Below are 23,912 nucleotides of genomic sequence, written 5' to 3' on the forward strand. Positions count from 1 at the left end.
TGAGGTGAGAAGAAATAGCGAGGGCCCCTAGAGAGGGGCCTCGCTATTTTTGATCGCCGTGCCAGTCGCGACTATTTCGGTGCCCAATAGAGGGCAGGCGCCTTTGTGCTGCCACCCTGCGCGGCGACGAGCGTAAGACTCTGCACTTGGCTACAGACGCGACCCTCATGCACAGCGCCGAGGCTGTACGCATTGCCGTCGGCCAAGCACACATCTGCGGGAGTGACAGTGATGCTGACCGACACCGGCCGCGGAGAATTCACACTCTCGGGCTGCGCGGCGAATGTCGGCGAGGCCACCAGAGCAGAAAGGCCGAGGGTGAAAATCAATTTGTGCATATAGAGAACTCCTAGCTCCGCGTCTGGATGAGCGGACATGTTGGTATTCTACTGGATATATAAACAGTGATTCAAATACAGCTGATGGCCTTGGCAGTATCGCGGTTGCCTATTATTCAAAGTCGGAAATTCACACGGGGTGGCGCTTCGGAGAATATTTTAAATTGGTTGCTGGCTGGGGGCCTGTGGTCATGTGGAAAAAGCGGATCTGCCTGTGGTCAATACCTGTGGTCAGGCTGTGGGCAGCGATAGCTGTCCATGGGCTGTCCATCAGGCTTGTCCATGGGCCGAGCGCAGCGAGTCCGCTGGTCGGCGCCTTAGGCGCTGATTTCCATATGTCCATAGGCCCGGTGTGGGGTTTTGGAAGTGTCTTTGAGGTGCTGGGGCGTGTGTGTGCAGTGCGTGGCAGTGATCTCGATGTGGAAGGGAAGTATCTATGGTGATGTTGCGGCGTGGAGCCCGGCCATGACTTTACTAACGCATTGATATTGAATAGTTTTCCTGCAAATCGTATAATTTCACGATGGACATGGATACGCAATCTTTCAGCCCTGTGCGGCCGCAACGGATTCACTTGGGGGTTCGCAAGACGCTTGCGCGTCGGCCTCGCGTTCGGCGTCCGGGGGCGTCCGTGACTTCGCTGTTCGTGCGGGCGCTCGCACGGCGTGAGCGCGTGGTGTACACGGCACTTTTCGCAGACCGTTGGGCAGAAGCCGTTACCCGGCTGGGTGACGACGAGGTGGTGAGCGATGCCACCGATGACCTGCTCGTTGCGCTCGCGCGTGCCGGTAAGATCTCAGCTTCCGAGCAACTCAGGATGCTGGTCGCCCATCATCGTGTTTGATCCGTTCGGCGATTTCGAAACGGCGGGGTATCTGCGCAATTCGCAGCGAGTTAAAGACCAGAGCATTATTAAAATACTGGAACACGAACGGTATCGGACCCAGCTTCCGAAGGCCGTAGATTTTCTCGCGAGCGTGAAGCACATCAGCTACCAGGATTTCCTGCACGTCCATAAGATCCTGTTCAGCGACTTATACCCATGGGCTGGCCAAGACCGGGCTCATACGATGCCAGACCGCGCGGTCATCAAAGGCTCGGTGCTTTTTTGTCACCCAGCGGACTGTGAACGGGCGATTCGTCATGGCCTCGCCCTCGCACAAGAGGGAGGCAGCATGGCGGAGCAGCCTGGCCGCGTTATGGGGATTTTCGCGTACGGCCACCCTTTTCTCGACGGGAACGGCCGGACGATGCTGCTCGTGCATGCCGAACTGTGCATGCGGGCGGGCATGTCGGTGGACTGGCTGAGAACCGACAAGGCTCGATATTTGCAGGCGCTCAGCAAGGAAATTGCGGAGCCAAATCTTGGCCACCTCGATGCGTATATGAGGCAGTTTGTTACGGGGCCGATCTCTCGTGACCAGTGGCTGCAGGCTGCAGCGGATATCCGCGGATTGGACGGCTGGGGCGGCTCCGGCGCAGAAACCACGCCTCGATATGAAGATCCAGGCGTTGCCGCCCGTCAGCGCGAGTTTGATCGACGTCGCAACTACGATCTGGATAGGGGCCTTTGAGCCGCTCCGGGCTTGACCTTCGATCTCTGTATCCATTTGGTTGCTGGCTGGGAGCCTGGGGGCATGTGGGAAAGGCGGAGTAGCCTGTGGTCAATACCTGTGGTCAGCCTGTGGGCAGCGGTAGCTGTCCATGGGCTGTCCATCAGGTTTGTCCATGGGCCGAGCCGATCAGGCGAGCCCGCTGGTCGGCGCCATTGGCGCCGATTTCCGTATGTCCATAGGTTCGGGGTTGAAGGACATGGTTATAGGTTGTGCGGGCTACACTCTGCCCAGCCGACGTTGTGTGAAGGAGCCGAGTTGTGGCGACGGAGTGGGTACGGGTGGACGAGTGGTATTGGAAGACCGACGGTTGGACGATCTGTAGAGTCCGAGTGGCCGGGGCGGACACGTACGAAGTTTGGCGACAAGGCGCAGATGCCGCATCGGCGGTTCTGCTACCCTCTTTCGAAGCGGCCCAGGCCAAGCAGGCGGCACTCGTCGCCTGATACTGCGCGATCAGTTCAGTGCTTATCGCGCACACTTCCTGCCAGATGAATGCTCATATCCTGGGCCGGCTCCGAAGGATCGTTCGCAATGCCGCGCATCGCCTCTGCCGCGGCGACTATCAACAATGCCGCCACAGACAACCAGGCACTAGCAGGATAGCGAGCGAGATCCAGGAGAAATCCAAATATCAGTGGGGCCAACGCGATGGAAACCTGATTGATCGACATCGCCGCACCGAGGACCTGGCCCACGTGAGTGGGGCCAGCACAATCCGATAGCCATACGACCCAAGGCCCATACCAGCCAAAGCTAAACGCCCCGATCACTCCTGAGCAAGTAAGAATGACTAGCACATCGACGCCTGCCGGCAGATTGACTGCCAATGCCAGCGCTGCAAGGGTCACCAGCGCACAGATGAGGACCATCCGCCGACGACCATCCTTCATGCGGTCGCTGATCGCCGATAAAAGGACTCGGCCAAACGCGCCGCTAAGCTGCACTACGAAGAGCTGCCAGGCGGCCATCGAGATGCTCAGCCCAAAGTGTTGATGTGCGAATACCGCCCAGAACACTGCAATGGTCGCCTGCACGCCGACCATTGCGGCGCCGACAACAGCGATCTTCCGAAATCGAGCAAAGTGGAATAGATACGAGAGTCTCAGTCGTGAATTATTCACTGGTCTGGCACCTGGCGCATTTCGAAAAAACGCCATGTGCACCAAAGCCATGAAACCGATGACACCCGCAGCCGCAAGCATGGCCGTTGACCATTCGGTGTGCGTCAGCATGTAGGGGAAGAAGGCTGCGGCGCAGGCGCCCCCCAAGGGCAACGCCGCTTGCCGTATACCCATCGCCAAGCCACGTTCCTTCGCCGGAAACCAGTGATAAACGGCCTTACTCCCCCCTGGCTGGATCGGGGTGTACCCCAGCCCCATGACCAACATGGTGAGGGCCAACAGACCATAGCTCGATGAGGCTCCGAGGAAAACCATTGAAAGGCATAGGAATACCAAGCCAATAAAGATCGGAAGCTTGTCACCGTATCGATCAAGCAGCGGGCCCACAGCGATAAGGCTGGCAATCGGCACGCAGTTAAGTAGAGCAGCCAGCAGTCCAACGTCACGGTTGGACAGATGCAAAGTCTGCTGCGCGAAAGGAGCCCACACACCAATGCCTTGACTTGCCAACGCCGCCGCTAGCTGTGTCAGCGTGGCAATAACAAGGATGGCCCAACGAAAGTTGCTGTATCCCATGGCCCCTGCTTCAGTCCCACCGTACGCGCTGGACGTCGGCGGGATTAATGAATAACGATCTGGCTTGATCAGGCGCTGGCGAGCTGAGCCGATTTGTACGGTTCATCCAGCGAAACAAGCCGATCAAATAGCACCCGATAATTTTCGGCCATGTCGTTAAGAAGGCCGGTGTTTGCGTGAAACATCGCCTGCCAGTCGGCGTCAATCGAATTTGCCACGCAGTAGTCCTCAAACCCCTTCACGAGCGCCGCGAAATGGCCCCGTTCGGTGTTGCCAAGATGATCGTGGATGAAGCGCAAATCGTCCTTAAAAGAACTCTCCGGTCGGGCCAGAACTTGGCGATGCCATCTGGCGAACCGTGGCGCTGCGTAAGAGAACTCCCCGTGATTATAAAGTTCTTCGGGAAGCGAAATCAGCATCGCCCGGCCAAGATCTTCCCCATTTTGGCGGTATTTCCGAGAGGCAGTAAGAAATGCCTTGGCACCTGGCAGCCTATAGCAGTCCAGTTTCCATTCATCTGAGCCAGCCAAACGCGTTGCGAAATTCTCGTAAAGCTGTTGATGATCGGTAGTGCCAATACCTACGTCCTCATGAGACACTTCCGAGATCCTCGTGGCGCACCGATACAGTAGTGTGCTTTGCTGGTCCGATTTCGCATGCTCTGCTGCGGCCATCATGCGAAAGGTGAGTGCACAAAAACTGGCGGCTCCGATTCCCGGCGTTCGCCAATTTCGAAAGAACGTGTACCGGGCCTGCGGTGACCAGGCATGAGAGGTGAACCGATCAAAGAACCCCTCGATACCAGCGATAGCGCTTCCTGCCTGTTCATACGATTCGTGTAAGGCACGGCGGGCATCTGGATTCGTGACCAGATCAATCTCGGCTTCCACGATTGGCTTAATTTGTTGCATGATGCATTGGCTCCTGGCGGACACACCCGTCGTTGCACAGAACTGCAGAGGTCTGGGTGCACGGATGACATAGCCTTGTTAGCCCACTCGAGGGCAACAGAGCTGGCAGCGGCTCGAACTCCGGATTCACGCCAGTAACTGCTGGTCACTGCATAGTGAACCCACCAATGTCGGCCGCCAAACCCAGCTTAGGAGCGCGGAAGTGGCATCGTTATAGGTCGGGCGCCGGAACTATCGTTTTTTTGCCAGGCCCCACATCTGCTCACGCAGTCGACTCGGCGCTTGCCCATAGGCGCGTCGTATGGAGTAGGCGAAATGTGCTGCCGAGCTGAATCCAACCCTATCCTGGATATCCGAAACCGGAAGGTAGGTGGACTGCAGCAAGATACGGGCCTCTTCGAGCCGAGTTTGAAGAACGAACTGGCCTACAGATCTACCTTCAATCACTTGAAACCAGCGAGCAAGCGTTCGCGGCGCCACGCAGAAGAGGTCTGCAAGGACGTCGCACCTCAGATCGTCGTTCAAGTGGGCACAAACATACGACTTGATATCGCCGACCACCACTTGGGGGTGTCGTTCCGTGGTCGCTGCCACTGAGCCTACGATCCGACCCGCCTCTGCAAGAATGGCGCGATCGAGTTCCGCCCGCGAAAGCGTCACCGAATTGGTTCGGCGCTGTAGATGGACGCGTACTCGGAGCAAGTCCTCTAGGTACAGAGACATCATCCACCGTTCGGCCGTGACTGCCTCTTGAAAACGCTCTGCGCCGTTCGCTGACAGTAGTGTCCGCATGTCGAGGTAATAGCAAAGATGGCGTTGCGCCTGGCTCGCCGTTACCTGATGAACATGACGTCCCGGGACCCACCATATGCTGCCGTTCGCCAAGATACCTGCATCGCTTTTGTCTGAGGAGCAGATTGAAAACAAGCCATCAATCGGCAAGAACAACATATCATCCACATGCGCATGTGGACCATTCGAGTAGTTGTAGCGGTCATCACACACGACATCAAAGTCGAACATGACATCTTCCTAGACTAGGGCCGTGCCTTGTTACTCACCAGTATAGAAGGTCGCGGTGCGGAGTGCTTTTGGTGTTAAGTGGGAGTGTAGGCTAGCGCGTTGGCAGTGGCGCTGGAGTGTTGTCGGAGTCGAGGCGAGGTGGTTTGGTGAGGAAGCGGATCAGCTCGTGAAGCCGATTCTGGATCAAATACGGTTTTATATGAAATCACATTCGGTTTAAAGCGCATGGCACTATCTGCCGATGGCCAAGCAAATCGTTGAAATCCTACAGCGTAATCTCGAGCGCCTCGTTGGTCCCGAGCGGCGGTTCCCGACTGCCGCGGCCCTCGCCAGCCGGGCACGAGTGGGAACGACAACAGTGCAACGAGCGCGCAATGGCGTCAGTGCGATACGTATCGACAACCTTGAAGACATGGCCCACGCAGTGGGATTAGAGGCATGGCAACTGTTGGTGGAGGATCTGGACATCGCCTCTCCCCCAACACTGAAAAACTCCGAGAAGCCTGCTTGGCCCTTCAATGACCTTCTGACACTGGAGGACTACCACTCACTCCGACCTGAAGTGAAGGAGGCGATACGGGAGTATATCGAGATGAAGGTTCGCAATAACCCGGCCAAATTTCGCGCGAAGCGAGCCGGCTAAGAGCGTGCTACATCTGGTGTATTCCGACGGTGTTTTTTTGGACTAAATGTTACTTTGAATGTCGAAGGTGTCTATATATATCTACGGATTGCGATAGTCAAGTCCGTCACCACAAGAAGCAGTCAGCTCCTGGCTTCGCGCCCAGAGAACACATTAACCACCACGGAAATCATCACAACCTGAACGAGATAGACTGTCGCTTGACGCATCGCTAACATTCGAAAACGGTTTTTACATAAACCGAATTTGAATATACAATGTGAGACATCCCCGCTACAGAGGGGATGCTCGCTCCTTAACAATGCACGACCAATGAATACCGTGCCCTGCCCCGGGTCCCCCGCGGGTGGTGCGAGTGCACGGCTACCTGGACCTGGCGCCGACAATACTTGTCCGGACGGGAGAAATGTGCGGGGGTAGGAGCAAATCCCGCAAAAAATCAGACATCCATGCTGACTGGTAGAGACCAGTGGTTCCTGCGTGGTCCGTCTGACGATCCTCGCCCCTGCTGGGCTGGGGACGCCGGCATCGCCGCGAGGCGACCTACTATCAATGGATGGCGCGTAATCCACCGATGACAGCGGCAAAGACCGCAGCTCCCACACCCTGGCGTACCGGCTTGACCGGGTACCGCGCCACGCTCTATGGGTAGTGATCAAAGCACCTAGCCTTCGTCGTGGTATCTCGATGGCTGGGAATAAGGCCTCCGGCGAGGCCGCTTTGGCCGGCGACTTGATCCAGGTCGCCTACCAAACGCCTATTTTTGTCGAACGTATTCTTCGCCGGCGAAGACCAAGTGGCCGGTGCTCTGTTCAATCGTGGCAGCAATGGTCGTCATGCCGTTGCTGAACTCTAGTGCCCCATCCTTGCTCAATTTGGCCGGAAGTTTCTTCCCACTGTGAGCGTCGACCATGATGAACTTATCGCCATTTCGACTGATGTCGAAGGTCATATACCCGTCAGTCCGCTTCCATCTCCCGAGAAACTCTTTTCCATCCTGACTCTCGCAGCCGGCTAGTCCAGAGATGGACCCGATCATAGCTACTGACAAGAAAGCTCGACGGTTCATCAACCCTCCCATCTGCCGAACTACTTGACTCTGGCCATTTCGAGGCCACCAATGACGAGGTGGCCTGTCTTCTCATCAATAATCCAGGCAGAGCTTGAGGCCCCCTTGACGATCAGATGTTTCCCGTCAACGACCCCAGAATAGCGGTCGGTCATCCCAAAGACCTTGATGGTGATCAGGTATGAATCTCCATCAGGCTCGATGTGCGCTTGAGAGCCGCCGCCGACAGCCTGCCAATTTCCCACGAATTTTTTACCATCCTCACTCTTGCAGCCAGCCAACCCCACGACGGCCATAACCATGGCCGCTGACAAGAACCCTCGACGATTCATCATTTTTCTCTACGTAAAACTTTGTAGCGTTATCCGCATCATACCCGGCCCACGGGCGATCACTTGGGAATTGGTCACTGCGAACGCCGGCCTACTCAGCTCCATAGACTTCACGGCCACGGTGACACCAGGGATCGCTCCAGAAGCACACCGTCTCGCCAAGATTTCATCTTTTGCAAAAAAAATAATTGAACAATCATAGAATTCGCAAAAGCTAAATTGCAAGGATGAACATGAGCCGCATCATCGACCTGCGACGGAAGAACCTGCAACGCCTCATCGAGAAGCGCTTCGACGGGAAGCAGAAGAACTTCACGACCAGCACGGGTATTGCTCCGTCTCAGATAAGCCAGTGGCTATCCACCGGGGACGGCGTCAGCACGCGAAATATCAGCGAAAGGTCCGCGAGACGCCTAGAAGTACGGCTGGGGTTACCCGCTGGCTGGCTTGATCACGATCATGAGCGTTCTGCGTTCGAGCAGATCGGGGTGGAATCAGCATTAGCTGAAGTCTGGCCATTCACATCGTCTCCTGAGGTCGTCGCAAGTCTACCCGCAGAAGATCGCGACATCATCGATCGTATGATCAGCCGCCTCTCAAGAGATCGGGTACGGTAGCAGATTATTATGCATTTGCTTGCATAGAAATTTATTGTTTGCTAAACTTGGCAAAGCCTTGCAAATAGGCGTTGCTCTTTAAACATTTTCCGCACCCAATGAATACTGCGCCCTGCCCCTAGTGGGTGGTGTGAGTGCGCGGCTACCTGGACCCTGCACCGGCAGAGATCTCTCTCGAGCGGCGCAGGACACGCGTGGGGGTAGGAGCAAATCCCGCAAAAAATCAGACGTCCATGCTGACTGGTAGAGACCAGTGGTTCCTGCGTGGTCCGTCTGACGATCCTCGCCCCTGCTGGGCTGAGGACGCCGGCATCGCCGTGAGGCGATCCACTATCAATGGATGGCGCGTAATCCACCGATGACAGCGGCAAAGACCGCAGCTCTCGCACCCTGGCGTACCGGTTCGACCGGGTAACCGCGTCAGGCACTACGAGCAGCGATCAAGGCACCCGGCCCCCGTCGCGGTATCTCGGCGGGTCGGACACGAGGGCGCAAGCGGCGCCCGCTTTGGCCGGCGACTTGATCCAGGTCGCCTACTAAAGTTCGAAGGAGGCCCCATGAAGAACGGAAAGTGGACGGCCCAGGAATTCACGGCAGCAACTGAAAAATCACTCCGAGGTCACCTGGACTTCCTCAGGAATTCCCGGCGGCGGCTGGAGGCCAAAGACTGGAACACCGTACGCCTGCAGGTCACGGGCTGGGCTTTTGGTGTGCTGAACTTTTGGAGCAATAGCATTGACGGATGGGCCGAAGCGAGCGACAGGCCGAATCTGGAATCGATCCTTAAGTCCATTGAGACCCTACCCTACGAGCAATAGCTCTGACGACGCTCGCCACCATCACAGCTTAGCCGACCTAACAAAGGTCAAACAGGATGAACCTGGACGATATTCCATTCCTCCCTGCCTACATTCGCGGGGAGTTCGAGATCTTAGATCGCGACGACGATCATCGCATCGCGACATGGTTGCTTCGAGACACAAGCAACGGACACCTGTACATGCTGCACCCTCGAATTGTGAAGATGGAGGTTCGCACCGGCACATTCTTTAGTGATGTGCCTCCACTAAAGATCCACCTGAAGTAGCCGTCCACATAAGATACATTGCGGTCCGATTTCTCAACTGCATGTCTCCCCGCGCCGCGCGGGGCACCCGTCACCGGCTGGCGCCGCGAGCTGGCCTGTGACTGCCGGGACGAAGGTAACCCGGCACCTTTCTACCAAGCGCTGCCTCGGTTGGCGGCGTGGCCCGGAATTACCGGGAAATCATTACGCCCTGCAATATCTAATACTGAGGGGAACACCATGCAAACTCCTGCATCCGCTTCGACTCCTTCTGCACCCTCGCAACCCTCCTACAGCAAATTCCTCACGTGGCAGTTTGCCGGGCGAGCATTCTTGTGGTCTGCCAAGACGTGCTGGACGGTGATCGACCATGCGGCCCGGATCACCGCGAAGTGCATGTATTGGTTTATTCGCGCGGCTGTGCTGCTCACCGCTGGCATCCTCGGCGTCCGGTGATCCATCGCGCCGCTCGCGTCAAACACACGGAGAGCAACATGGGCCCGCCGTGACCACCTGAGGATTCCGCCTCATGGGACAGATTGTCTCGCCTGTCATGATCACTCTGGCCCAGGAGAGCCGCAGGTTCTCCCCCGAATTCCAGCGTGATCCCTCTAATGCCGACGCATGGAAGAGCACGCTCCTGCATGCGCACGGCCAGGCTGTCGTGCGATGTTGCTGCCTCGGCGACGATCGCCCCCGGCGGCTGTCGATCCGGTATCGCGCAGATAGCGATACTCTTTACTTGGCTCGGTTTCCAAGGACCGGCCACGAGCACGATCCCGAGTGCACCTTTTACTCGCCAGACCCGGCATCCTCGGGGCTTGCCGGATACCGACCTGGAGTGGTCGAGGAACTCGACGATGGTGGCCTGAAGATCAAGCTCAAGGTGGGCTTGCAGCACCGGGCGGCTCCGGAAAAGAAAGTGTCACGGAGCCCGCAGGCCGCACCCTCACAGCCGGGCAAACCGGCAATGACGTTGCTCGGCCTGCTGCACCTCCTGTGGACGACCGCCGATTTGAATCGGTGGTCGCCCGGGATGGCCGGAAAGCGCAACCTGGGATTGATTTCCTACCACCTATCAGTCGCCGCCCGCAAGATCAAGGCGGGACACACGCCCTTGTCCACCGCCCTCCTGCTTGCGACACCCCAAGCCGGTGGAAAACAGGATGCCGGAAACGCTGAGCGAACGGCGGCCGCTGCCCAACGGGATCGGCGCCTGGTGGCCATAGCCCCTCTCGCCCGGTACAAGCCCGAGTTCGAGGGCGCGCTCGAGCGACCACCCATCGCGGGATTTTATGGCTTTCCCTACCTGATTTTGGACCCGAACCTATGGGAGGAGGTGCGGGACCAGCTCGGTGCGGTCCTCGCAGCTTGGCGAGAGGGCGAACGCGTGATCGCGATCATGCAGCTGGATGTGCCCAAACATCAGACTGGCGGCCGATATCTAGCCGAGGTCTTCGGTATTGCGCTCATGCGTGTGACCGGGGATTGGATACCAGTGGAGTCGGGATACGAGGCACAGGCGTGCGACGCCCTGGTGCAGGCCCGTCGAAGGTTCGCAAAGCCGCTGCGATACGACACGGACGACGCAACCTTTCCTGGTTTCTGGCTGCAGGACGTGGGCCGAGCCTATCCAATGGAGGTATGGGGGATGTCCACACCAGAGTACCTGGAACGCAAGGCACAGAAGGCCGCCCATTACGACCAGATCCACGGCCCCCAGCCCGCCGGCTGGTGGAGCTGGGACGCCGCCGAAGGCGAGCCCATGCCCGAATTTCCGCAGCGCCGAAGCGACCATGCAACCTAATCCCATCGTCACCCACCAGGACCTTCGCTTTGTTCCGACATCGAGAGGCAAGCCTCGCGCAGGGTGAGTATTTTCGAACCTGGCAGAGTACGTCGCGGGCGGTTGAACCACCGCGGGGCGCGATGCCACCAACAATTTGAGGTTGTAATGGATACGCCGCACCAACAAATGGAAGATCGCGTCATCTGGCGCACTGATCTTGCGGAGAGACTGGGGGTCAGCAGCAGCACAATGCGCCGCTGGATGCTCGCCAAAAAGCTGCCGGAGCCGGATGTGGATCTGTCGCGCCAGACGAAAGGCTGGCGGTTATCAACACTGCATAAGGCTGGAATCCGGCTACCCTGAACGTGATTGCTCCCCGAGCGCATCACATGAATCCATCCAATCTGCCCAGTCCTGCAGCATCTGCTTGCGCTGTGGAAGGTAGGCGGCGCGGTTGTATGCTGCGCGGGTCTTATCGTCGGGAGCATGGGCGAGCTGCCGCTCAATGGCATCAGGGTTGTATCCGCGCTCGTTGGCCCAGGTCGAGCCGACAGATCGCCATCCGTGGCCTGTCATCCGGCCTTTGTATCCCAAGCGATACATGAGGTAGAGGATGGCGTTCTCCGACATCGGGCGGTCCAGTCGGTGGTCAGCGGGGAATACATAGTCGCTGCCACGGCTACGTTCATGCATCTTCTGGATGATTGCCTTGGCCTGCCGACTGAGCGGGACTAGGTGGTACTCGGCTGACTTCATCGTCTCTGCGGGCACTCTCCAGTACTGGTCCTCGATCTGCTCCCATTTCATCATCCGGAGTTCCTTCGTGCGCGTCCATGTAAGCGCGAGCAGTCGGCACGCGAGGACGCTATTTAGTTCATGCTCCAGCGTGATCCGCGCCAAGAACTCGGGCATGTCTCGTTGCTCGAGCGCCGCGAAGTGCTGGACGCGAGCCTTGCCGAACGCCTTTCTCGGATTGATGAGGACTACTGGATTGCTTTCCGTATAGCCCTGCTCGATCGCCCACTCGAAGACCTGGCTGACCCACATGCGGGTTTTCCGCACGTAGACATGGTGTCCAGCCGCATCCATGACGTTCAGCGCCCCGAGCAGATTCTCGCGTCCGATTTCCCGCATGGGCCACTTCCCCAAAAGTGGGCATAGGTGTCGTTCAATCGCGCCCTTAGCGTTTGCGACATAGCCCGCAGAAGCATCATGGCGACCGTCCCAATACTGGTCGCTGGCTGCGGCGAGCGAAATGCTTTTGAGGGCCGTGGGTCGCTTGACGGTCATCGGGTCCAGACCATCTCGCAGTGCGGCCTTTGCCGCATCGCGCATGGCTCTGGCTTCCGCGAGGGACACTTGCGGATAAGGACCGAACGAGATGGTTTTCGGCCTTTTGGAGTACCGATACGCGAGGCGCCAAGTCTTGGCCCCCGTAGGCGAGACGAAAAGGTACAAGCCACCACCGTCGAAGACCTTTCGGGCCTTCTCCGCCGGCTTGGCCGAACGGCATTGTGCGTCGTTTAGTTTGTTCAATGTAGGCATCGTCATGTCCGTCAGAGCGGGTGCCTACAGCGGTGCCTACGACACAACTGCGTTGAGTTGATTGCGGCTGATTGTAAGTAGTCGCAGGTGCTCAATAAAAAACCCGCCAAAGCCATGTTTTTACACGATTTTTGACGGGTGTTGCACGATGCTGCTAACTCGCGATATGTGTAACTGGCGGACAAGAGGGGATTCGAACCCCTGATACGCTATGAACGTATACACGCTTTCCAGGCGTGCGCCTTCAACCACTCGGCCACCTGTCCTGCACGCCGTGCCCTAGCGGCACGAACGAAAGTCCGCTATTTTAGCAGATCACCCGCGTCCTGCAATCCAGCCCGCGGCGCCGCAGTGACCCCGCCCACCATGCGTTCGACATAGCGGGCGATCATGTCGACTTCCAGATTCACCGACGTCCCGACCTGCAAATGGCGCAATGTCGTCACCTGCATAGTGTGGGGAATCAGGTTGATGGAAATTTCCGTCCCTTCTTCCTGGTCATCCACGCGATTGACCGTCAGGCTGACGCCATTGACCGTCATGGATCCCTTGTAAGCCAGATATCGGGACAGGTGGGCCGGAACAATGATCCGCAGTTCGATCGATTCGCCCACCGGATCCATGCAGGTTACGCGCCCCACTCCATCCACATGGCCGGAAACCAGATGCCCGTCCAGACTGTCACCCATACGCAGCGCATGTTCCAGGTTGACGTCGCCCGGTCGGTCCAGACCACAGGTACGGTCCAGACTCTCGCGCGAAACGTCCACGTCGAATCCCTGATCGCGGAGCTCCACCACAGTCATGCAGGCTCCCTGGATGGCGATCGAGTCACCCAATCGTGTGCGATCCAGCGGCAGCCCGCCGGACGCGATCTGCAGGCGCACACCCGCGTCGGGTTCATCGCCCAACGGCGTGACCTCGATGATGCGGCCCACAGCCGCGACGATTCCTGTGAACATGGTGGTCCCACCAAAAACAGCGATTCAGGCCGACCGCGAATCGGGCAGGCCACAAGCCATCCGAAGCGCCTGCCAGTGGCCCGGATGGCGCATGCGCAGCCTCACATCGCGCCCCAACTGTACCGCATCCAGAAACTCATAGGTCGGCGCCGACGACAAATCGGGCACGGGATCGGGCAACGCGGCAAGGCCCTGTCCGTCCCCCAGGATCTTCGGCGCGACATAGCCGATCCACTCGTCCACCAGGTCCGCCGCCACCAATGCACCGTGCAGACGCGCACCGGCCTCGACGTGCACCTCGTTGATCTCGTGCTGGCCCAGCCAGCGCATCAGCGCCGGCAGCGACAGTGCTCCCCTGGCATCGGCGGGAAGCACAATCACGCGCACGTTGCGCGCAGCCAGCCGGGCGGTCTTCGCGGCGTCGGCCCGCGCAGTGAACACCCAGACCGGGTCGCCGTTGATGAGGCGCGCTTGTTCACCCAACATGAATTGCGTATCGAGCACCGCGCGAATGGGCTGGCGATCGGTCTCGATCGCGCGCACGTCCAACAGCGGATCATCCGCGAGCACAGTGCCGATGCCTGTGAGCACGAGACAGGCGCGCGCGCGCCAGCGGTGGCCGTCCGCACGGGCAGCCTCGCCCGTGATCCATTGCGAGCGGCCGTCGGGCAGCGCAGTGCGGCCGTCGAACGACAGAGCCGACTTCAGCCACAGCCAAGGGACGCCGCGCGTCATGCGCGCGCAAAAGCCGGGATTCAAGGCCAGAGAGTCCGACGCAAGCAGCCCCACGTCGACACGGACACCCGCGCTCCGCAGGCGGGCAATCCCGCCACCGGCCACCCGGGGATTCGGATCCTGGAGCCCCACCACCACGCGCGATACACCGGCGCGGATCAAGGCATCGGCACACGGGGGCGTGCGCCCCTGGTGGCTACAGGGTTCCAGCGTAACGTAGGCCGTCGCGCCGCGCAGGTCCATGCCCTGGGATGCGGCCTCATGCAAAGCCTGGGCCTCAGCGTGGCGCCCCCCGACTTTCTGCGTGAAACCCTCCGCCAGCCAACGCCCGTCGCGCACCAGCACGCACCCCACCCTGGGGTTGGGATTGCTCAGGAACAGGGCCTGTTCAGCGGCCGTCAATGCCCGCCGCATCCAGCGGCGATCCTCTGGCGAATAGCCCGACGGATCAGTCGGCGGCGTCGTCATGCGCCCGAAACTCTTCGATGGCCCGCACGAATTCGTGGATGTCGCCAAAGCTGCGGTAGACCGAGGCAAAACGCACGTAGGCAACCTGGTCAAGCTGCCGCAACTCGGCCATGACCAGCTCGCCCACGGCATCGGAAGCGATCTCGCGCTGGCCGCTGGTGAGCAGCCGCTCCTGGATCCGCGCCACGGCGGCATCCAGCGCCGTAGCGCTCACCGGCCGCTTGCGCAGGGCCAGCGCCATGCTGGCCCGCAGCTTGAGCGGATCAAAGTCGGCGCGGGTCCCATTGCGCTTGACTACGGCCGGCATCATCAGATCGACTCGCTCGTAGGTCGTGAAACGGCGGTCACAGGCCGAGCAACGGCGGCGGCGCCGAATGGTGTCGCCTTCTTCGGAGACCCGGGAATCGATGACCTGGGTGTCGGGGCAGCTACAGAATGGACACTTCATGGCGTGAAGGGCGCGAGGCGCCCATCCTGGTGGATCAGCGGTACACCGGCAGGCGCCGGGTGAGCTCGTCGACCCGCGCCCGGACCTGGGCGATGTTGCCGGCGTCTTCGGGATTGTCCAGAACGTCGGCAATCAGGTTGCCCGTGAGTTCGGCCTCGGCTTCCTTGAAGCCGCGCGTGGTCATGGCCGGCGTTCCCAGGCGGATGCCGCTGGTGACGAAGGGCTTTTCGGGATCGTGCGGAATGGCATTTTTGTTGACGGTAATGTGGGCCTGTCCGAGTACGGCCTCCGCAGCCTTGCCCGTAATGCCCTTGGCGCGCAGATCGACCAGCATGACGTGGCTTTCGGTGCGCCCCGATACGATGCGCAGACCTCGCTTGACCAGGGTATTGGCCAGCACCTGGGCGTTCTTGGCAACCTGTGCGGCATAACTCTTGAACTCAGGCTGCAGCGCTTCCTTGAAGGCCACGGCCTTGGCCGCAATGACGTGCATGAGGGGCCCGCCCTGGATGCCCGGGAAGATCGCGGAATTGACGAGCTTTTCGAATTCGGACTTCATCAGGATGACGCCGCCCCGCGGCCCGCGCAACGACTTGTGCGTGGTCGTCGTGACGAAATCCGCATGGGGGAAGGGATTCGGATAGACGCCGCCGGCCACCAGGCCGGCATAGTGGGCGATGTCGATCATCAGCAACGCGCCATTGTCATGCGCGATGCGCGCCATGCGCTCGAAATCAATGCGCAACGAATAGGCCGACGCCCCACCCACGATGAGCTTGGGCTTGTGTTCACGCGCCAGGGCCTCGAGCTGGTCATAGTCCAGCACCTCGTTGTCATCCAGACCATACGAAATGAAGCGATAGAGTTTGCCGGAGGCATTGACCGGCGAACCGTGCGTCAGATGCCCGCCCTCGGCCAGGCTCATGCCCAGCACCGTATCGCCCGGCTTGAGCACCGCCATGTAGACCCCTTGATTGGCCTGGGAACCGGAATTGGGCTGGACGTTGGCGGCTTCGGCGTTGAAGATCTGCTTCACACGGTCAATGGCGAGCTGCTCCACCACATCGACGTTCTCGCAACCCCCGTAATAGCGCTTGCCCGGATAGCCCTCGGCGTACTTGTTCGTCAGTTGCGTGCCCTGGGCCTGCATCACGGCGGGGCTGGCGTAGTTCTCGGAGGCGATCAGTTCGATGTGCTGTTCCTGGCGAACATTTTCCTTCTGGATGGCGGCCCAGACGTCGGGGTCGGCCTTATCGAGGGTGATGGAGCGGTCAAACATGGAGGATCCTAGAGGGGCATGAAAGGCGGGTTGAACGAAGCATTCTATCGCGATCGCCGCACGCTACAGCACGTGGAGGCGCGGATTCAGGGTATAGGTGCCAGTGATCGAGGCCTGATCCAGCACATGGCCCTGCAAGGCTGCCTGGACTTGTGCCCCCGTAAAGCGTCCCGAGACGTCGAGCTCGGCCACATCCAGCGCGTGCACGGTAAACACGTAGCGGTGAACCAGCGCGTCGTTCCAGGGTGGGCAGGGACCATCGTAGCCAAAATAATCGCCGTTCATGTCGCGGTCGGCGGCAAACCAGCCCGTGTAGTCATTCAGCCCCTGGCGGGTACCGTCCAGGGCGAGCGGCCCGGCCTTGCCGCGCGGCGTGATGCCGTTCGAATAGCTGCCCTCGGCCAGCGCGCGCACGTCCGCCGCCACGTCGACCAGCGCCCAATGGTAGAAATCAGCGCGCGGAAGATCCGCAGGAACCTCGCGCCCGATCTGGTTCACGTCGTCGGGCTTGGTGGGTACATCGAGATCCACCGCGAGGACCGCAAAGGAGCGGGTGCCGCCTGGCACATCGGCCCACGCCAGATGGGGGTTGCGGTTTCCGGCCAGGGCCACGTGCAATTGCGGATCAATGCGTGCAAAGGCGTTGCGTTCGGGAATGGTCCCCTGGTCGGGGAAGGAATCGCTATGCAGTTTCATGATCATGGCCCTCCGGAAGTGCCGCCTAGGTCAATGTCACCCGGGCGAATCTGCGTTTGCCGACCTGCATGACATAAGTGCCTGCAGGCAACTTCAGGGATTTGTCCTCGACCCGGTCACCGTCGATGCGCACGCCGCCCTGTTCCACATTGCGTTGTGCCTCGGACGCCGAAGCCGCCAGCCCCGCTTCACGCAGGACCTTCAGGACGCCCATGGGCGCGGCGCCGGCCGTGATCTCCGGCATGTCCTCGGGAAGCTCCCCGTCGCGAAACCGCGCATTGAAGTGCTCCAGTGCGCCCGCGCCGTGCCCGGCCCCATGGAACCGGTCGACGATCTCCAAGGCAAGCATGACCTTCGCGTCGCGCGGGTTGCGCCCCGCCGTGATTTCCGCCTGCAGCGCAGCGATCTCGTCCAGCGTACGAAAGGACAGCAGCTCGAAATAGCGCCACATCAACGTGTCGGAAATCGACATGAGCTTGCCGAACATGGAATCAGGCGATTCGGTGATCCCGATGTAGTTGCCCTTTGATTTGGACATCTTCTCGACACCATCGGTTCCTTCGAGCAACGGCATCGTCAGGATGCACTGAGGCTCCTGACCATATTCCTTTTGCAGTTCGCGCCCCACCAGCAGATTGAACTTCTGATCCGTTCCGCCCAGTTCGAGGTCGGCCTTCAGGGCCACCGAATCGTAGCCCTGCAGCAGCGGGTAGAGGAACTCATGCACCGAAATGGGAATGCCGCCCTTGAACCGGCGAGTAAAGTCGTCGCGCTCCATCATGCGGGCCACGGTATAGCGTGAAGCAAGCTGTATCAGCCCGCGCGGACCCAGCTTGTCGCACCATTCAGAGTTGTAGCGGATCTCGGTGCGCGTCGGATCGAGCACCAGGCTGGCCTGCGCATAATAGGTACTGGCATTGTCGCGAATCTGCTCGGGCGTCAGCGGCGGGCGCGTCGCATTGCGGCCGCTGGGATCGCCGATCTGCGCCGTGAAGTCGCCAATCAGGAAAATCACGGTGTGCCCCAGATCCTGAAGCTGACGCATCTTGTTCAGCACCACGGTGTGGCCGAGATGAATGTCGGGCGCCGTGGGGTCCAGGCCGAGCTTGATGCGAAGGGGGGTGCCGGTGGTCCGGCTGCGGGCCAGTTTGCTGGCAAATTCAGGCGCGACGAGCAATTCATCGCAACCCCGTTGGGCAACGCGCAGATCGTGGGCGATCCGGGGATCCACGGGGTCTGAGGGGGACGACATGATAGATGTTTTTACTAGAAAAATTGAAACACAGCTCGAAAAGGCGTCTACTATGCGCTAGCATAACGTGCCTTTGCAGCTTCTGTACAACACATTCGTCACGGAATCGGACGAGCGGGCCTCATGTTAGCAGAGCCTCTCACCGTTTCGCGCACGCCGCATTCCACCGGATGATCTACCCATGATGCCTGACGCCCAGCAGACACACGCCCACCGTCATATCACTCGCAGTTTGATGTTCGCCGCCGGGGGCTTGTTTCTGACTGCCGCTGCATTGGCCGTGGTGAAGCCCTCGGAGCCGCCGGAACTCGTGTTCCAGGCCCATCAGACGCTGGATCTGCCGCCGATGGGGAACTCGGGTATCCGGCCGTCCGAGCCCTATGTGGCCTCCACGCGCATCCGGCGTGGTGACACGGTAGCCGACCTGCTGGACCGGCTGGGCGTCGACGAAGACGGCCTGCTCAAATTCCTGACGCACGACGCGAGTGCTCGCTCCATCTACAAGCTATATCCTGGCCGCACGATCGAGGCGGCCCTCGACAGTCACAACAATCTGGTCTGGCTTCGCTACGCCCATACCCCGGGCACCAACGTCAAGTCCGGGGTGGACTCTTCCTGGCTGGAAGTCCGCCCCGACGGCAAGGGGAGCTTCTCGGCCCATGAACGTACCATGGCGGCGACCCCGGAACTGCGGATCGCAGAAGGCGAAATCTCGAGTTCACTGTTCGGCGCAGCCGACGAGGCCCATCTTCCCGATTCCATCACGCTCGAAATGGTGGACATCCTGGGCAGCCGCATCGACTTCCTGAAAGACATCCGCAAGGGCGATCGCTTCCGCATTCTGTACGACGCCTACATGCACGACGGGGAGGAGGTCGGCACCGGACGCATCCGCGCACTGGAATTCATCAATGGCGGCAAGACCTACAGCGCCGTCTGGTTCGACAATTCTAACGGCATCAGCGGCTATTACGACTTCTCGGGCGCCAGCCTGAAGGGCGCCTTCCTGAAAACCGCCATCAAGTTCACTCGCATCAGTTCACGATTCGGCATGCGCATGCACCCGATCCACAAGAAGTGGGTTGGCCACAAGGGCGTGGACTACGCGGCACCGGCCGGCACCCCCATCCACGCCACAGCGGACGGCACGGTGGCCTTCATCGGCCAGCAAAACGGCTACGGCAACGTCATCATCCTGAAGAACTTCGGCCAATATTCCACACTCTATGCCCACCAGAGCCGCTTCGCGGCCGGGCTGAAGAAGGGCGACCACATTCAACAGGGGCAACTGATCGGCTACGTCGGCCAGACCGGCTGGGCGACGGGACCGCACCTGCACTACGAGTTTCGTATCAATGATCGTCCGGTGGATCCGCTGTCCGTGGATCTGCCCGTCGCGCGGGCGCTGGATCCCGCCGACCACAAGGCCTTCAACATGCTGGTGGCGCGCTACCAGCCCGAGATCAAGATGCTGGCCGAGCTCCAGGACAGCCGCATCCAGATCGCACAGCGCTGACGTCCACGCGCAGTCCGCGGCGACTATCCCCACCAATTCTCCCACGCCCATGCCGGAACTCTATATCGGCCTGATGTCAGGCACCAGCACGGACGGCGTGGACGGCATATTGGCCGACCTCTCCAACCAGCACATCGAGGTGCTGGCGAGCACCAGTCTTCCCCTGCCGGGTTCGCTGCGCAGCGAGCTGCTGGAGCTGAACAGCCCCGGTCCCGATGAACTGGCGCGGGCGGCCCTGGCCGCCAACAGACTGGCCGACTGCTACGCGGAAGCCGTCAACCGCCTGCTGCAGTCGGCGGGGACCGCGGCCGCATCCGTGCGGGCCATCGGCGCCCACGGCCAGACCGTACGCCACGCGCCGCAGTCCGGCTATACCCTGCAGATCAATGCCCCCGCCCGCCTGGCTGAACACACCGGCATCGCCGTGGTGGCGGACTTCCGCAGCCGTGACGTGGCCGCCGGTGGCCAGGGCGCGCCGCTGGTACCCGCATTCCATGCTGCCTGCTTCGGCCATGCGCCTGGCCGCATGGTCCTGAACCTTGGCGGAATCGCCAACCTGACGATCCTGGAGTCGCCGGTGCGGGGATTCGATACCGGGCCCGCCAACATGCTGATGGATGCCTGGACGCAGCGCCATCTGGATCAACCGTACGATAAAAATGGGGCCTGGGCTGCGCAGGGCCACAGCAATGCCGCGCTGCTGCGGCGTCTGAGCGGGGAACCATGGCTGGCGCTGCCGCCCCCCAAGTCCACCGGGCGGGATCTGTTCAACCTCGACTGGCTGGATACCCATCTGCGGGCCCTGCCGACGTCGGTCCCGGCCGAGGACGTGCAGGCGACACTGCTCCAGCTATCGGTGAGCACCATCGCGCAGGCTGTCGCTGCCCACGCGGGACAGACCCGCGAGGTCATCGCCTGCGGCGGAGGCGCGCTCAATCCGGTCTTCATGCAGGCGCTCACGCGTGCCCTTCCCTGCTCGCTGACGACGTCCGCCCGCTACGGGGTGCCGGTGCTCGCCGTGGAAGCGCTGGCGTTCGCCTGGCTTGCACAGGCGCATCTGCGCGGAGAGGCTGCCTGCTGGCCCTCTGTGACGGGGGCGCGACATCCCAGCATCGCCGGGTGCGTGTACCCTGCCTAGCCGGCGGGGACGGCGCAGGGCAACCTGGACGCTGTCACGCGGGCAGTTTCCTTCAAGGAGCGAAGGACGAGCCGCAACCGCACGTCGCGTTGGCATTGGGATTGCGGACGACGAACTGGGCGCCCTGCAGCGCCTGCTCGAAATCCACCTCGGCGCCCGCCAGGTAGGGAGCGCTCATGGCGTCGACCAGCGCCACCGCGCCATCACGCTCGATCAGAACGTCGTCGGCTGCCGCAGCCGTCTCCAGCGCAAAGCCATATTGAAAGCCGGAACATCCGCCGCCTTCAACATAGACCCGAAGCTTGAGGTCGGGGTTGCGCTGTTCGTGCATGAGCGCGCGCAGGCGCGTCGCCGCCGCCGCCGTCAGGGTAGGCGAAGCCACCGGCTTCTGGAGGTCGGAGTGGTTCAGCATATTCATTGGCGGTCTCCTGTGGACGCGGCCGCGGCCGCCAGGCTGGTGTCCTGGGAGGCTCGGACGGTACCTCCCTCCAGGACGTCGACACGCACGGACTGGATCGCCAGCCCCGGGACATCCTGCAGGATCCCCGTGGTGCGTTGGTACTGATCAAACGCCAGCGCCAGTGGATCAGGCGCCGCGCTTGCGCTCGTGTCGGCAGAGGGCCGTGGGCCGCTGGGCGGGGAAAGCTCGACCTGCACGGTCTTGCCATCCCGCACGCCCGTCGCCATGAATCGCAACCGCCCCTTGAATGGATCGGCCGAATCCGCCACGCTTCGCGTCAAAAGCACCCGATATTGGAGAAAATCGCCCTTGGGCCGCACGTCGAAAGCACGCACGGCGACGGCGCCGGCCGGCCCCGGGGGCAGCAACTGTTCGTAGAACGACAACTGATCCTGCGTACCGGCGAGCGTCTTCTGGAGTTCGGCTATCTTGTCCTGCAGCGCCTGCTGCGCGCCGTCATTGACGTTTGCCTCGTTATGCCGTGCCCCCAGCGCCGCCTGAGACTGGCCAAGCTGAGCCTGCAGTTCGCTGTTCTGCGCCTGCAGCGCCTGCATGTGTTCACGGTCGCCCCCGTGCATGCCCACATGCATCACGACGGCCCCGGCGAGAAATGCCAGCGCCAGCGCCAGGAGCCGCGAAAGAGTCCGCACCAGCCAGCGGCTGAACCCTCCACGTCGGTTTTCGTAGGTTGCCATCCTCACCCCCTATGGCAAGATTGCCACCTGCTGCAAGCCGGTGGTTTCAGGGAACCCGAACATAAGGTTCATGTTCTGCACCGCCTGTCCGGCAGCACCCTTGACCAGATTGTCCTGTACCACCAGCACGACCAACGTGTCGCCGTCGGCCGGACGATGCACCGCCAGGCGCAGCATGTTCGAGGCGCGCACGGAGCGCGTCTGGGGCAGGCTACCAGCAGGCATCACGTCCACAAAAGGTTCTTGGGCATAACGCTGTTCGTATACAGCCTGGAAGTCGGTTTGCATGGCCTCGGGCAGGATGCGCAGATACAAAGTCGAGAACATGCCCCGGATCATGGGCACGAGATGCGGTACGAACGTTACCCCCACGGGCACCCCGGCGATGCGGTTCAGGCATTCGGTGATTTCGGGATGATGGCGGTGGCCGGCGACGCCATACGCCGCGAAGTTGTCGGCCGACTCGCAGAACAGCGATCCCACCTGGGCTTTGCGGCCGGCTCCTGACACGCCGGACTTGGAATCGGCAATGACGTGCGCCACGTCCACCAGCGGCCGCCCCGCCTGCAACACGGGCGCCAGCCCCAGCAGCACGGTCGTCGGGTAGCATCCCGGGTTGCCCACGATACGCGCCGTACGGATGCGGTCGCGATCCAGTTCGGGCAGGCCATAGACGGCATCCCGCAGGACGGTGGGACAACTATGCGGCATCTTGTACCACTTCTGGAAGGTGTCCACGTCCTGGAGGCGAAAGTCCGCCGCCAGGTCGATCACCCTCACGCCGTGCTCGAGCAATCCAGGAGCCTGTTCCATGGCCACGCCATGGGGAGTGGCAAAGAACACCACGTCACACTGATCCAGGGCGGCGTCTTCGGGCGTCTGGAAGCGCAGGTCCACATGCCCGCGCAGGTTCGGGAACATCTCGGCCACGGGCAGCCCGGATTCCTTGCGGGAAGTGATGGCATGGAGCTGGACATTCGGGTGCTGCGACAGCAATCGCAGCAATTCGACCCCGGTGTAGCCGGTGCCCCCCACGATGCCGGCCTTGATGGGCGATGCAACGTCCTGCGTCATATCGGAAATCCTGTGTGGGGCGAGGTTGGCCAGGCCACCCCGCCAAAGAATGGAAAGACAGGTTCTATTGTAGTAGGTCGGGAAACAAAAACCCCGGCACAAGGCCGGGGTCGTATGTCGCAGCGGAACTGCCTGCGATCAGCGCTTGCTGAACTGCTTGCGCCGACGGGCCTTGTGGAAGCCGACCTTCTTGCGCTCGACCTCGCGGGCGTCGCGCGTGACAAGCCCCGCCTGCTTCAACGGAGACTTCAGCGTTTCGTCGTAGTCGATGAGGGCGCGCGTGATGCCGTGGCGAACGGCACCGGCCTGGCCGGATTCACCACCGCCACTGACGTTGACATGGAAATCGAAAGATTCCAGATGGTTCGTTACCGCCAGAGGCTGGCGCACGACCATGCGACCCGTTTCGCGTGCGAAGTATTCGTCCACGGGACGGCCGTTGACGACGATCTTGCCCGTGCCTTTCTTCAGAAATACACGCGCCACCGACGTTTTGCGGCGGCCAGTGCCATAATTCCAATTACCGATCATGATGGCCTGTCC

27 protein-coding genes and 1 tRNA gene are annotated in these 23,912 nt (G+C 60.7%); 10 read left to right on the forward strand and 18 right to left on the reverse strand.

Features of this window, described 5'->3' with window-relative positions; all coding sequences use genetic code 11:
* Positions 1–71: 71 nt before the first annotated feature.
* A complete protein-coding gene (locus ACVCMJ_RS09655) occupies positions 72–338 on the reverse strand; it encodes a hypothetical protein (RefSeq protein ID WP_447081202.1) in 267 nt (88 codons plus the stop codon).
* A 529-nt stretch (positions 339–867) separates the two neighbouring features.
* Between ACVCMJ_RS09655 and ACVCMJ_RS09660 the strand changes: the two genes are divergently transcribed.
* Both ACVCMJ_RS09660 and ACVCMJ_RS09665 read left to right on the forward strand, forming a co-directional pair.
* On the forward strand, positions 868–1,182 hold the full coding sequence (locus tag ACVCMJ_RS09660; protein ID WP_447081203.1) for a hypothetical protein: 315 nt from the start codon (positions 868–870) through the stop codon (positions 1,180–1,182).
* Positions 1,175–1,912 carry a Fic/DOC family protein gene (locus ACVCMJ_RS09665; RefSeq protein WP_447081204.1) on the forward strand — a complete coding sequence of 246 codons (738 nt, stop codon included), beginning with the start codon at positions 1,175–1,177 and terminating at the stop codon, positions 1,910–1,912. The genes ACVCMJ_RS09660 and ACVCMJ_RS09665 overlap by 8 nt, the downstream gene beginning before the upstream one ends.
* Before the next feature lie 500 nt (positions 1,913–2,412).
* Here the strand turns inward: ACVCMJ_RS09665 and ACVCMJ_RS09670 are convergent, their stop codons facing one another.
* The 3 genes from ACVCMJ_RS09670 to ACVCMJ_RS09680 all read right to left on the reverse strand — a co-directional run bounded on the left by ACVCMJ_RS09670 (position 2,413) and on the right by ACVCMJ_RS09680 (position 5,585).
* The gene (locus tag ACVCMJ_RS09670; RefSeq protein WP_447081205.1) at positions 2,413–3,651 is read right to left on the reverse strand and encodes an MFS transporter; all 1,239 of its coding nucleotides are present in this window, start codon (positions 3,649–3,651) and stop codon (positions 2,413–2,415) included.
* Between the two features lie 68 nt (positions 3,652–3,719).
* Positions 3,720–4,562, reverse strand: a complete 843-nt coding sequence (locus tag ACVCMJ_RS09675) for a hypothetical protein (protein WP_447081206.1) — start codon at positions 4,560–4,562, stop codon at positions 3,720–3,722.
* A gap of 231 nt (positions 4,563–4,793) precedes the next feature.
* On the reverse strand, positions 4,794–5,585 hold the full coding sequence (locus ACVCMJ_RS09680) for a helix-turn-helix transcriptional regulator (RefSeq protein WP_447081207.1): 792 nt from the start codon (positions 5,583–5,585) through the stop codon (positions 4,794–4,796).
* Positions 5,586–5,826: 241 nt separating this feature from the next.
* Between ACVCMJ_RS09680 and ACVCMJ_RS09685 the strand changes: the two genes are divergently transcribed.
* Positions 5,827–6,228: a hypothetical protein gene (locus ACVCMJ_RS09685; protein ID WP_447081208.1), complete on the forward strand. Its 402-nt coding sequence runs from the start codon at positions 5,827–5,829 to the stop codon at positions 6,226–6,228.
* Positions 6,229–6,985: 757 nt separating this feature from the next.
* Here ACVCMJ_RS09685 and ACVCMJ_RS09690 read toward each other — a convergent pair.
* The gene (locus ACVCMJ_RS09690) at positions 6,986–7,180 is read right to left on the reverse strand and encodes a hypothetical protein (protein ID WP_447081209.1); all 195 of its coding nucleotides are present in this window, start codon (positions 7,178–7,180) and stop codon (positions 6,986–6,988) included.
* A gap of 137 nt (positions 7,181–7,317) precedes the next feature.
* The gene (locus ACVCMJ_RS09695) at positions 7,318–7,632 is read right to left on the reverse strand and encodes a hypothetical protein (protein ID WP_447081210.1); all 315 of its coding nucleotides are present in this window, start codon (positions 7,630–7,632) and stop codon (positions 7,318–7,320) included.
* Between the two features lie 230 nt (positions 7,633–7,862).
* Here ACVCMJ_RS09695 and ACVCMJ_RS09700 point away from each other — a divergent pair, with 230 nt between their 5' ends.
* The 5 genes from ACVCMJ_RS09700 to ACVCMJ_RS09720 all read left to right on the forward strand — a co-directional run bounded on the left by ACVCMJ_RS09700 (position 7,863) and on the right by ACVCMJ_RS09720 (position 11,464).
* Positions 7,863–8,246 carry a hypothetical protein gene (locus ACVCMJ_RS09700; protein ID WP_447081211.1) on the forward strand — a complete coding sequence of 128 codons (384 nt, stop codon included), beginning with the start codon at positions 7,863–7,865 and terminating at the stop codon, positions 8,244–8,246.
* 557 nt (positions 8,247–8,803) lie between these two features.
* Entirely contained in the window at positions 8,804–9,064 is a 261-nt protein-coding gene (locus ACVCMJ_RS09705) for a hypothetical protein (RefSeq protein ID WP_447081212.1), read from the forward strand.
* A gap of 488 nt (positions 9,065–9,552) precedes the next feature.
* Positions 9,553–9,768: a hypothetical protein gene (locus tag ACVCMJ_RS09710; protein ID WP_447081213.1), complete on the forward strand. Its 216-nt coding sequence runs from the start codon at positions 9,553–9,555 to the stop codon at positions 9,766–9,768.
* A gap of 73 nt (positions 9,769–9,841) precedes the next feature.
* Complete coding sequence (locus tag ACVCMJ_RS09715) at positions 9,842–11,119, forward strand: DUF1173 family protein (RefSeq protein WP_447081214.1); 1,278 nt, start codon at positions 9,842–9,844, stop codon at positions 11,117–11,119.
* 147 nt (positions 11,120–11,266) lie between these two features.
* The gene (locus ACVCMJ_RS09720) at positions 11,267–11,464 is read left to right on the forward strand and encodes a helix-turn-helix transcriptional regulator (protein WP_447081215.1); all 198 of its coding nucleotides are present in this window, start codon (positions 11,267–11,269) and stop codon (positions 11,462–11,464) included.
* On the opposite strand, the gene ACVCMJ_RS09725 is transcribed toward ACVCMJ_RS09720, so the two are convergent.
* The 8 genes from ACVCMJ_RS09725 to tyrS all read right to left on the reverse strand — a co-directional run bounded on the left by ACVCMJ_RS09725 (position 11,456) and on the right by tyrS (position 18,486).
* Positions 11,456–12,646 (reverse strand): tyrosine-type recombinase/integrase, encoded by a 1,191-nt coding sequence (locus tag ACVCMJ_RS09725; RefSeq protein ID WP_447081216.1) that lies wholly within the window; start codon positions 12,644–12,646, stop codon positions 11,456–11,458. The genes ACVCMJ_RS09720 and ACVCMJ_RS09725 overlap by 9 nt on opposite strands.
* Positions 12,647–12,821: 175 nt before the next feature.
* A tRNA-Ser gene (locus tag ACVCMJ_RS09730) sits at positions 12,822–12,912 on the reverse strand.
* A 36-nt stretch (positions 12,913–12,948) separates the two neighbouring features.
* Positions 12,949–13,608 carry a riboflavin synthase gene (locus tag ACVCMJ_RS09735; RefSeq protein WP_447081217.1) on the reverse strand — a complete coding sequence of 220 codons (660 nt, stop codon included), beginning with the start codon at positions 13,606–13,608 and terminating at the stop codon, positions 12,949–12,951.
* 24 nt (positions 13,609–13,632) lie between these two features.
* Positions 13,633–14,811, reverse strand: a complete 1,179-nt coding sequence (ribD, locus tag ACVCMJ_RS09740; RefSeq protein ID WP_447081218.1) for a bifunctional diaminohydroxyphosphoribosylaminopyrimidine deaminase/5-amino-6-(5-phosphoribosylamino)uracil reductase RibD — start codon at positions 14,809–14,811, stop codon at positions 13,633–13,635.
* Positions 14,792–15,259, reverse strand: coding sequence for a transcriptional regulator NrdR (nrdR, locus tag ACVCMJ_RS09745; protein WP_447081219.1), 468 nt, complete (start codon positions 15,257–15,259; stop codon positions 14,792–14,794). The genes ribD and nrdR overlap by 20 nt, the downstream gene beginning before the upstream one ends.
* Before the next feature lie 34 nt (positions 15,260–15,293).
* Entirely contained in the window at positions 15,294–16,538 is a 1,245-nt protein-coding gene (gene glyA, locus ACVCMJ_RS09750) for a serine hydroxymethyltransferase (protein WP_447081220.1), read from the reverse strand.
* Positions 16,539–16,601: 63 nt separating this feature from the next.
* Positions 16,602–17,234 carry a YbhB/YbcL family Raf kinase inhibitor-like protein gene (locus ACVCMJ_RS09755; protein WP_447082718.1) on the reverse strand — a complete coding sequence of 211 codons (633 nt, stop codon included), beginning with the start codon at positions 17,232–17,234 and terminating at the stop codon, positions 16,602–16,604.
* Between the two features lie 25 nt (positions 17,235–17,259).
* Positions 17,260–18,486, reverse strand: a complete 1,227-nt coding sequence (gene tyrS / locus ACVCMJ_RS09760) for a tyrosine--tRNA ligase (RefSeq protein ID WP_447081221.1) — start codon at positions 18,484–18,486, stop codon at positions 17,260–17,262.
* A gap of 181 nt (positions 18,487–18,667) precedes the next feature.
* Here tyrS and ACVCMJ_RS09765 point away from each other — a divergent pair, with 181 nt between their 5' ends.
* Both ACVCMJ_RS09765 and ACVCMJ_RS09770 read left to right on the forward strand, forming a co-directional pair.
* Positions 18,668–20,002: a peptidoglycan DD-metalloendopeptidase family protein gene (locus tag ACVCMJ_RS09765; protein WP_447081222.1), complete on the forward strand. Its 1,335-nt coding sequence runs from the start codon at positions 18,668–18,670 to the stop codon at positions 20,000–20,002.
* Positions 20,003–20,051: 49 nt separating this feature from the next.
* Positions 20,052–21,140, forward strand: a complete 1,089-nt coding sequence (locus ACVCMJ_RS09770) for an anhydro-N-acetylmuramic acid kinase (RefSeq protein WP_447081223.1) — start codon at positions 20,052–20,054, stop codon at positions 21,138–21,140.
* Between the two features lie 52 nt (positions 21,141–21,192).
* On the opposite strand, the gene erpA is transcribed toward ACVCMJ_RS09770, so the two are convergent.
* The 4 genes from erpA to rpsI all read right to left on the reverse strand — a co-directional run bounded on the left by erpA (position 21,193) and on the right by rpsI (position 23,900).
* Positions 21,193–21,558: an iron-sulfur cluster insertion protein ErpA gene (gene erpA, locus ACVCMJ_RS09775; protein WP_447081224.1), complete on the reverse strand. Its 366-nt coding sequence runs from the start codon at positions 21,556–21,558 to the stop codon at positions 21,193–21,195.
* On the reverse strand, positions 21,555–22,295 hold the full coding sequence (locus tag ACVCMJ_RS09780; RefSeq protein ID WP_447081225.1) for a DUF6776 family protein: 741 nt from the start codon (positions 22,293–22,295) through the stop codon (positions 21,555–21,557). Before ACVCMJ_RS09780 ends, erpA begins: the two co-directional genes overlap by 4 nt.
* A 9-nt stretch (positions 22,296–22,304) precedes the next feature.
* Positions 22,305–23,369 (reverse strand): N-acetyl-gamma-glutamyl-phosphate reductase, encoded by a 1,065-nt coding sequence (gene argC, locus ACVCMJ_RS09785; protein ID WP_447081226.1) that lies wholly within the window; start codon positions 23,367–23,369, stop codon positions 22,305–22,307.
* Positions 23,370–23,507: 138 nt separating this feature from the next.
* Positions 23,508–23,900, reverse strand: a complete 393-nt coding sequence (gene rpsI, locus ACVCMJ_RS09790; protein ID WP_447081227.1) for a 30S ribosomal protein S9 — start codon at positions 23,898–23,900, stop codon at positions 23,508–23,510.
* Between the last annotated feature and the right edge of the window lie 12 nt (positions 23,901–23,912).

It is taken from the genome of Castellaniella sp. UC4447_H14 (assembly GCF_052978285.1).